Annotated in this window: 10 protein-coding genes and 1 tRNA gene; 8 read left to right on the top strand and 3 right to left on the bottom strand. The window is 28.7% G+C overall.

The features are described 5' to 3' along the window. Window positions 1-58: 58 nt before the first annotated feature. The 4 genes from IF125_RS10885 (at window position 59) to IF125_RS10870 (ending at window position 3,083) form a co-directional block, all read left to right on the top strand. Window positions 59-1,078, top strand: coding sequence for an ATP-dependent nuclease (locus tag IF125_RS10885; protein ID WP_225542490.1), 1,020 nt, complete (start codon window positions 59-61; stop codon window positions 1,076-1,078). Window positions 1,079-1,257: 179 nt separating this feature from the next. Beyond that, complete coding sequence (locus IF125_RS10880; RefSeq protein WP_225542489.1) at window positions 1,258-2,097, top strand: hypothetical protein; 840 nt, start codon at window positions 1,258-1,260, stop codon at window positions 2,095-2,097. A gap of 41 nt (window positions 2,098-2,138) precedes the next feature. Continuing rightward, entirely contained in the window at window positions 2,139-2,459 is a 321-nt protein-coding gene (locus tag IF125_RS10875; RefSeq protein WP_225542488.1) for an STAS-like domain-containing protein, read from the top strand. An 18-nt stretch (window positions 2,460-2,477) separates the two neighbouring features. After that, window positions 2,478-3,083, top strand: a complete 606-nt coding sequence (locus tag IF125_RS10870) for a PIN domain-containing protein (RefSeq protein ID WP_225542487.1) — start codon at window positions 2,478-2,480, stop codon at window positions 3,081-3,083. A 361-nt stretch (window positions 3,084-3,444) separates the two neighbouring features. On the opposite strand, the gene IF125_RS10865 is transcribed toward IF125_RS10870, so the two are convergent. Beyond that, complete coding sequence (locus IF125_RS10865; RefSeq protein ID WP_225542491.1) at window positions 3,445-3,990, bottom strand: FISUMP domain-containing protein; 546 nt, start codon at window positions 3,988-3,990, stop codon at window positions 3,445-3,447. A gap of 521 nt (window positions 3,991-4,511) precedes the next feature. On the opposite strand from IF125_RS10865, the gene IF125_RS10860 reads away from it, so the two are divergent. The 3 genes from IF125_RS10860 (at window position 4,512) to IF125_RS10850 (ending at window position 6,879) form a co-directional block, all read left to right on the top strand. Continuing rightward, window positions 4,512-4,946: a JAB domain-containing protein gene (locus tag IF125_RS10860; protein WP_225542486.1), complete on the top strand. Its 435-nt coding sequence runs from the start codon at window positions 4,512-4,514 to the stop codon at window positions 4,944-4,946. A 429-nt stretch (window positions 4,947-5,375) separates the two neighbouring features. Further along, on the top strand, window positions 5,376-6,491 hold the full coding sequence (locus tag IF125_RS10855) for a Fic family protein (protein WP_225542485.1): 1,116 nt from the start codon (window positions 5,376-5,378) through the stop codon (window positions 6,489-6,491). A gap of 28 nt (window positions 6,492-6,519) precedes the next feature. Further along, complete coding sequence (locus IF125_RS10850; protein WP_225542484.1) at window positions 6,520-6,879, top strand: hypothetical protein; 360 nt, start codon at window positions 6,520-6,522, stop codon at window positions 6,877-6,879. 332 nt (window positions 6,880-7,211) lie between these two features. Here IF125_RS10850 and IF125_RS14260 read toward each other — a convergent pair whose 3' ends face one another. Both IF125_RS14260 and IF125_RS10845 read right to left on the bottom strand, forming a co-directional pair. Further along, window positions 7,212-7,346: a hypothetical protein gene (locus IF125_RS14260; protein ID WP_262903674.1), complete on the bottom strand. Its 135-nt coding sequence runs from the start codon at window positions 7,344-7,346 to the stop codon at window positions 7,212-7,214. Window positions 7,347-7,667: 321 nt separating this feature from the next. Beyond that, window positions 7,668-8,735 (bottom strand): ABC transporter substrate-binding protein, encoded by a 1,068-nt coding sequence (locus IF125_RS10845; protein WP_225542483.1) that lies wholly within the window; start codon window positions 8,733-8,735, stop codon window positions 7,668-7,670. Between the two features lie 189 nt (window positions 8,736-8,924). Between IF125_RS10845 and IF125_RS10840 the strand changes: the two genes are divergently transcribed. Beyond that, window positions 8,925-8,998: transfer RNA gene (locus IF125_RS10840), tRNA-Arg, on the top strand. The last annotated feature ends 12 nt before the right edge of the window (window positions 8,999-9,010 follow it).

Raw genomic sequence — 9,010 nt, 5'->3', positions numbered from 1 at the left:
TTAAAGTTAATGATTTTTAAAACACTACCTTAAATTTTAGGTCTTAGATGTCCACTTTTTGCTGACGATTTACAATGCCAAGGATGTAAGTTCACTAGGTCACGGAGCTCAAAGATCTATCCAAATGACATTAATTCGTCATTTAGCTGATTTAAAACTAAATCAACAAGAAAATGCTACTACAACATTGTTATTAATTGATGAACCAGAATTGTATTTACATCCTCAAGCAATAGAAATATTAAGAAAGTCATTAAATATTCTTGCTGAACAAGGTTATCAAGTTATTTTCACTACTCATTCACCATTTATGATAACTCATAAAGATGTAGGTAATGCAGTACTTGTTAGAAAAAATAATATACAAGGAACTTTTAAAAGAGTAACTTTAAGAAGTGCCGTACCTACAATTGAAACAGAAGCAGAATCTCAACTTACTATATTATATTCTTTAAGTAATTCAAGTAATATTTTATTTTCGGAAAGAGTAATACTAACTGAAGGTAAAACAGAAAATGTTTTAATTCCATTTCTTATTGAAAACATTACCAATAAAGCTATATTACATCATAAAGCTGCTTTAGTAAAATTAGATGGTTCTGGGAGTACAAAAAAAGCAATGCAAGTATTAGATGTTATGGATTTACCTACTAAAGCTATTGTAGACTTAGATTATGCTTTAAAATATGGTATAAAGAATGGCTATCTAGTTGAAGGTGATTTAGATATTCAGGCTTGTTTAAATTGTTTAACAAATATTGCTGATACTGAAAATATATCATTAGCTCCAGATGGTTGGCCACAAAAGGGAAATTCTAAAACAGCAGCAGAAGGATTCGCTATACTTGCAAAATATGAATCTGTTAAAGATAATATTGTAAATATATGTGAGAAAATGAAAGAACATAATATTTGGGTATGGAAAAAAGGGACTATTGAAGATCATTTGCATTTAAATGGGAAGAGTAACCAAATATGGGCATCATTTTGTGCTAGTTTAGATAGCAGTGATTTAGAAACTTTATTGCCTGATGATTATGAAGAAATTCAAAACTGTATTAATTGGATCTTATCTTAAATATTCTTATAATTTACTTTAATATACTATTATCCCCTCTATTTAGTTGGGAATTATTTTCATAAATAGGCAGAGATAACATATTTAATTTGTGTTAATTAACAACCTGTTAATAACCTTTTTATAAATTACCAAACAAAATTATAGCAGAAATAGGGGAAAACATAGATTTGCAAAATATGGAGAATACGATAGTTGTTAAAATTGGAGGTGATCTAACTACAAATTTTGTAGGTATCAATGAATTATTTAAATTTTATAATGAAGCGAAAGATTATTTTGATTGTATAATATCTATCGATTTCTATCATCTAAGATGGTTTGATGCGAATTTAAGCGCCATATTTGGAGCGATGATTCAATTATTAATAGATAATAATAATCTAAAGTTTACTACAGATTTAGCATTTTTAGAAAATAGATTTGATGTACTCTTTCGTAATGGATTTTTAAATTCAGAGAATTATAAATCGGACGAAAGAAATTCTACAATCGCTTTCCAAAATTTTGATCAGAAAGATAAAGAGGGTTTCAATCATTATATAGAAAATAATTTGATGCAACATAGAGGTATGCCGAATTTATCTGATGAACAGAGTGATTGTATACTAGATGCATTAAATGAAATTTTTTGTAATATCCAACTTCATGCTCAAACCGAAAACGATTTCTTTGTATGTGGTCAATATTACCCTAGACAATCTAAACTTATTTTTACGATGGTAGATTTAGGGATAGGTTTTCTTCCTGCAATCGCTGAAAAAACAAAGAATGAAGTACAGTCAAACTATCAAGCAATCAAGTGGGCATTAGAAAAAAGAAATACAACTAAAAAAAATACACCAGGTGGGCTTGGTTTATATGATTTAAATAATTATTTTAGTTCAAGTAATGGAGATTTTCAAATTATAACAGGTGATACATTTTGGAGTAAAAATCTTGAAAATTCTCCTTTGAAAAAACAGATTTTTAATAAACCATTCATAGGTACAATAGTAAATTTGGTATTTGAAATTTAGTGTTGTACCTTTGCAAACACAAACCGTTTAAAAGCAAAATTATGAAAATCAATATTTTAGATATTATAAATTCTAATTTAGCTACAAATATTGAAGATGGTATTAATGTTTTTAATGCAATTAAAGAGATTAATCCTGATTCTTTAATTCTTTCATTTGAAGGGATTAAGCGTATTTCTACAGCTTTTTTAAATGAATCAATAGGGCAATATGCTTTAATTTATAACAATGTGAATACTAATAACTTTGTATTTCCAGAAGATAAACCAATGTTTAAATTCAAAGTTGAAGACATCATTGAAAACGCTCTTTTAGGAGACCAATACGATGAATTAGTAGATAATATGATTGTTTCTTTATAAAAAAAGAAAAGGTTAATTATGCCTTATAAATATTCAAAAACGCAAAATGCACGTCCAAAAGATGGTGCATTTTATTTTTTAGATGCTAACATTTGGATTAAAATTCTAGCTCCTAAATCTAAACCTTCTTTCAAGGACAAAAATTACATCACATTTGTAGAGAAAATTCAAGATAATAGTAAATGTAAAATTGTTGTTACTGCATTAGTTTTATCAGAAGTAATTAATCGTATTCTTAGAGATGTACACATGGAAAAGTTTTTATTAAAAATGCAAAAACAAGATCCTAATTACACACCTCCTAAAGATTTTTATAAAGCTGTTTTTAGAAAATCAAATGATTTTAAAATTGCATATACATTACTATGCGATGAAATCAGAGACATGCATGATACTTTACACTTAGTATCAGATGAATTAGGAGAAAAATTTAAATTAAAACATATTCTTAAAGATTTACCGATTCATTTAGATTTTAATGATCATTACTATTACCAGATCTGTAAAGCAAATAATTATATATTAGTTACAGATGATAAAGATTTTTGGGTAGAGGATGTAGAGGTTATGACAGAAAGCGATACATTGTTTAATAGATTCTTACAACTAAATATTCCTAAATAATTTAATAATGTAGTTATTTAAATAGATAAAAATAATAAATGCGAGATTCCACCAGATTCTCGCATATTTGTTATATCCTATTTATAAAAACTATTAACGAAAAGTCAATATATTCACCGCTCCAGTCACCCTGAATTCATTTCAGGGGCACATTTCGCTTATTCCAATCGCCAACAAAAGCAAAATCACTCAAAACTCATCACTCAAAACCCACAACTCGAAGCCTAGCTAAGTTACATAACGTGGCATTATAGTCGCCTACGGGCTATCGCGGACAAGCCCACTATAACCAAATTATATTAAATATATTTTTGTTTTATTTAATAATTATACTAATCTGAATTTAAATACAAAATTACTATTAATTTTTATCTTTTACGCATCTTATACAATGACCAAAAGAACGTAAACCACTTAAACGTATAACACCTCTTTCTTCAACAATCATATAGCGAGCGTCTTTTAAATCTTGAAAATGCGATTCACTGCTCCAATAAGCACCAATTTTATCTTTAAAATAATAAACTCCATTAGATGAAATCATACCTGTAGTAGGCAAAAATATTTGGTTACCTTTTTTTCCAAAATAATAACCTGATTTACCATTCAATTTACCGTATGTGCTTTTAGAAGATATTAATGATTCAAATTCATCAGTACTTGGAACATGCCATCCAACAGGACATACGTTATTACTCCAAAAATTCAAAGAAATAAAAGGTGATGAGCCTATCCACTTACCATTCTTTATTGAATCCCAATCTTTTATTGAATCGTTATTATTTAAATTCAAAACTTCAAACCCCTCTATACTATTCCACTGGTATAACATACCAATATCTTCTGGACTCTTAGTAAATGTACCATTATAACCCACATTGGAAATAGCCCATGTTACTCCATTAATAGTAACACCTAGTTCTTTTTCGTTGTCAACTTTAGAAGTTACTTTTGTAAAGTATACTACACCTATACATTAAAATAAAAAATATATTTTTATATTTCATATTGAATTAGTTAATTTAAATACGCAATATAGCAATTTCGACATGAATGTTTACATCATTATAAATATTTGTAAAACATGGTATAAAATATCTCTTTTGTATCTTTCTGAAAGTTGAAAACTTCAAAGGAAAAAAATGTAAATAGTATTCCCTCAATTATTACAAACCTTACAATTCTTACAAAAAAAAATTTATAAAATTTTCGAATACGTAAACTACCTTCAAATAACCCCCGTCTATTTTTGGAGAATTTAGAATCCCCCGTACCTCTTTATTGAAATACGGTTTTTTCTGGTGGAATTATTCATCCTCCTGTGATTCTAAATTAATGTTTAACAACGTAGAGGTAAACGAAAAAGCTTGTTTTGAGCACGAAATCAGTACACAATTTTATCTCTACACTAAAATAATATAGCCAAAAATGAAGGTATCAGAAATTAAAATCTCATATACTAATGAAGTTGATGAGGTAATCAAAGTATTGGGAAGTAGTGAAGTTTACCAAGTCTTAAAATCGAATTGGGATATGGATACAATAGAGCTACAAGAAGAATTCAAGTTGTTGCTTTTAAATCAAGCAAATCAAGTATTGGGTATAAAAAGCCTATTCAAAGGAGGGGTAATTAATTGTAGTGTTGATGTTATATTAATTATGAGTTTGGTGCTTAAAACGAATGCTTCTGGACTTATTATATCCCACAACCATCCAAGTGGTAATCTAAAAGCAAGCGAAAGTGACAAACGCATAACCTCTAAAATAAAAGAATGTTGCGAGTTATTTGATGTTAGATTATTAGACCATATTATTATGGCTAAAAATTCTTACCTTAGTTTTGCAGACGAAGGAATTCTTTGATTTAGAGAAAATATACGAGTAGAATTAGAGATTAGATTTGAAAGAATCATCCCCGATTTCATCCCCTCATATATCAGCTTTATCGTTTAGCACCTTTCCATTCAGACGAAGAGCGATTAGAATATCTGTTCAAACTCTATGACGAAATGACAACAAAAGAAACGTTGTTTGCGAAAGAGAAAAAAGGGAAGAAGAAATAATTTATTTTATTTACAAAATGAGTCGCATTTTTGTAAATAAAATATTTTGATAACAGAAATTGTAAGCTAAATTTGTTGTTTACATTTTCTAAGCAAAAGTTGTAAGCAAACTTTTTTGTTTACAACTTTTGTAATCAAATCTATTTGATTGTTGTTTTTTGCTGTTTTTTGTAATCAAACACACTTGTTTACATAATTTTATTTATATTTGGATACAATATAATGTGAAATGGATTTTAATATAGATAATGCTGTAAAATATCACTACAATAATTTTCCTCCTCAAAATATTAACTACGCAGATTTTATTCAGGAACTTGTGAAAGCAACGGACGCTCTTGCACGATTTGATCAAATGCTAAAAAATTTACATAACACAGAAATTCTTTTAGCTCCATTAAGAAATCAAGAAGCCGTAATTTCATCTCGTATAGAGGGAACTATTAGTACAATGGACGAGATTATGTTATATGAAGCTGATAATGAAGGTCAAGATAATCCTAATGCTAAAGCTGATGTTATAGAGACTATTTTATATCAACGTGCTTTAAAGAATGCGCAAAATGCTTTAGAAAGCGGTTATGGCTTTTCAATAAGTTTTATTAAACAAATGCATCAACAACTTCTGTACTTAGGAAGAGGAGCAAACAAATCACCTGGTGAATTTAAAAAAGAGCAAAATTATTTAGCTGATACCCGTAAAAAAGAAATTCAGTTTATACCAATTAATCCAGAAAACTTAGATCAAGGTTTAGAAAATCTTTTTGATTATATCAAATCTTGCGATTTACCGCCTTTAATTAAAACAGCAATCATGCATTTAGAGTTTGAGGCATTACATCCATTTAAAGATGGAAATGGTCGAATTGGTCGTATGTTAATAACACTTAATTTATGGCAAGAAAAAATTCTTTCTCAACCTCATTTTTATATCAGTGGATATTTCGAAGAAAATAAAGACGAATACATCGAGCAAATGAGAGAGGTTTCACGTTCTAATGATTGGAACCAATGGATAAAATTTTTCTTGAAAGCAGTAGAAAGTCAAGCAATACGTAATTTAGAAATTGCAGAAAATATCAAAAACTTATACGAAACAACAAAAACAGAATTTTCAGATATATTGTCTTCCAAATGGAATATGGAAATTTTAGATTTTATTTTTACTTATCCTGTATTTAGAAATAATAAGTTTGTGAATACAACGAAAATCCCAAATGCTACTGCTGTTCTGATTATTAAAAAATTAGAAGAAAATGGATATTTGGTTTTAAGAGAAAAAGCAGCTGGTAGAAGAGCAGCCCTTTATTCTTTCGAACCTTTAATGCAATTAGTACGCGTGTAAAACAAAATAATAACTCTATTCAATAAACATGAAAACCAATACAACAAACGACTATAAACAACCAATTAATCTGGTTAATGTAAATTATAAACAGACTGGACAAAGTAAATCTACAAATGAATATGGAATACGTGAAATGCAAGAAAAAGCATTTGAAGCGCGTTCTGCACAATATTTATTATTAAAAGCTCCTCCAGCTTCGGGAAAATCAAGAGCTTTAATGTTTTTAGCCTTAGACAAATTAATTAATCAAGGAATAAAAAAAGTAATAGTCGCTGTTCCTGAAAATTCCATCAACCTACCGTTTATCAAGGAACTATTAGTATCATTAGGAATATCTATAGCTACTATTCGAAATTTGTCAGGACCAAGCGCTATCCCATTATAGGCAGGCAGATTATTAATATAAAATTTTTCTTTCACGTAGACATCACCTTTATTTACTTCAAGCATTTGAACAGGATTAGGAACACCAATACCCATTTGAGCATATACGGTGCTATAAACTGTTAATAACAACAGTATAAATGATAGATTGTATTTCATAGAAAAGTTTAGGTTGGTTAATAATTAATTACAGCAGCAGTTGCAGAAGAGGTAGATTTGTTGTTCATCTTTATATCTTGTAAAGGAAATATTTTAGCATAATTTTTAGGATACACAACACATGTTATATGCCAAGTACCGTTGTTTTCAGAAGCACTGCAGAATAATCTGCTTCTAAATGCCAAGTTCCATTTCTTTCGTTCTGGCCACTGGTGGTGCTCGATTATTTCCTAATAAATTTTGATCAAACCATGCCGATAAAATTACCAAAGCATAATCTGTAGAATTAATTTTAGTATTAAAATCCAAAACCCAATCTTTATTTATATTTTTTAATTGATAAGTTAAAATATAAAACCCCAAATCAATAAGACACTCAATAAAGGGGGACAAGTTGAGGACAAATTGCAAAATGCTAATTTTAAATACAATTATTAAACAGATAACTAATTAATAATTCATTATTTAAATTCTAAAATTTCAATCTATATCAAATTTATAACAATACACTTTACATTTCGACAAATAAACGCCTAATCTACTTGAATTAGGTTAACGTTAAGCTCAAAGAACACATAAAAAAAGGAAGAAATTAGTATTTCTTCCTTTTTTTGATTGAATATATAACGTCTATTTTAATTGTTGATAAAAGTATAAATCATAGGTAGGAAATAAATTTGGATAGAAAATTTTACCCAAGTCATTTAGAATTATATCGGGACGAACAATTCCTTGTTCAAAATAATCGTTTGAACCTTTTTCGTTCATACGTTTATTGTAAGCATATACATTTCCTTTATTAAATGCATCAAACCAAGTATAATTCGGATAAGATGCTTTCATTTCTGCCAAGGAATTAACATTTGTCACATTAATCCAATAAGTTGCCGATTTACCTTTGGTATAGACTTCTTCAAAGGTTAAACTCAAACTATTTTCTCCAATTTTATCATCAAAAATATAATTACCTTTTGCATCATCAATCAATTTTGCTTGCAACAAATCTCTCGTTGGCAAATACCAAACATCACCATACATCGTATTTACAATTGTCGAAATATTTCCATTTGCTTTGGTTTGAATGATATTTTTAATCGAATCGTAATTATTTTTAACTGTTTCTATACGTTTTTCGGCATCTATTTCTTTTCCTACAAGCTTTCCGAAAATCTTCAAATATTCAACCTGTCCTAATGGATTTTGTTCTTTATATTCATCTAAATACAAGATTTTTATTCCATTTTGTTCCAATTGTTGATGAAATTTTGCCAAAACAGGATTAGAACTAGCAATAATTAATTGAGGTTTATTTTTGAGAATAATTTCTGTGAACAATTCATTGGTGTTACCGACTTTCAAGATCGTCTTATTTGATATTCCTTCACCAATTTTCGGATTAAAGATAAAATCGGCATCGCAAACACCTTTTATTATATCAATACTTCCTAATTCATCTAAAAATGTAACTGCAGCCGATGTTTCGACCATTACAGATTTGATTGGTAACTCTTTTTTATCAAAGGAGACGAAATTACCCGAAGACTTAATTGTGATTGTTTCATCACTTTCTTCTATTGAAATATTTTTTGCAAACTGAAATTTCTGTTGGTTTTGATGAGATTGAACTACTTCTTTTGGTTGTTTACAACTGCTAATGGCAAGAAGTATGAATGAACTTAGAATTATTTTTTTTAGCATTTCTTTTCAAAATTGAAGGAGCAAGTTAAGAAATATGACAAAATCATAAAAAATATTTTTGTAAGCAATTGATTCGTTGCAGATTAAATTATAGTTAAAATTTTTTGTCTAAAACCTTAGGTTTTTCTAATAAAAGTGCTGTATATTTGCAATCGAAAATAAGGGAAATTAGTTTTCAATATTTCAAATGGCCGAGTGGCGCAACTGAATAGCGCACTTGATTACGGCTCAAGAGGTTACAGGTTTGAATCCTGTCTCGGTCACAAAAATGCTCA

The sequence above is a fragment of the Empedobacter stercoris genome (assembly GCF_020281205.1).
GTDB lineage: Bacteria > Bacteroidota > Bacteroidia > Flavobacteriales > Weeksellaceae > Empedobacter > Empedobacter stercoris.
This window is presented reverse-complemented; position numbering and strand designations above follow the sequence as displayed.

What these genes read in the sequence shown, in the direction of transcription:
- IF125_RS10855 (WP_225542485.1), top strand. Translation starts at nt 5,376, where the DNA reads ATGGATTTTAATATAGATAATGCTGTAAAATATCACTACAATAATTTT.
- IF125_RS10850 (WP_225542484.1), top strand. Translation starts at nt 6,520, where the DNA reads ATGAAAACCAATACAACAAACGACTATAAACAACCAATTAATCTGGTT.
- IF125_RS10845 (WP_225542483.1), bottom strand. Translation starts at nt 8,735, where the DNA reads ATGCTAAAAAAAATAATTCTAAGTTCATTCATACTTCTTGCCATTAGC.
- IF125_RS10875 (WP_225542488.1), top strand. Translation starts at nt 2,139, where the DNA reads ATGAAAATCAATATTTTAGATATTATAAATTCTAATTTAGCTACAAAT.
- IF125_RS10860 (WP_225542486.1), top strand. Translation starts at nt 4,512, where the DNA reads ATGAAGGTATCAGAAATTAAAATCTCATATACTAATGAAGTTGATGAG.
- IF125_RS10880 (WP_225542489.1), top strand. Translation starts at nt 1,258, where the DNA reads ATGGAGAATACGATAGTTGTTAAAATTGGAGGTGATCTAACTACAAAT.
- IF125_RS10870 (WP_225542487.1), top strand. Translation starts at nt 2,478, where the DNA reads ATGCCTTATAAATATTCAAAAACGCAAAATGCACGTCCAAAAGATGGT.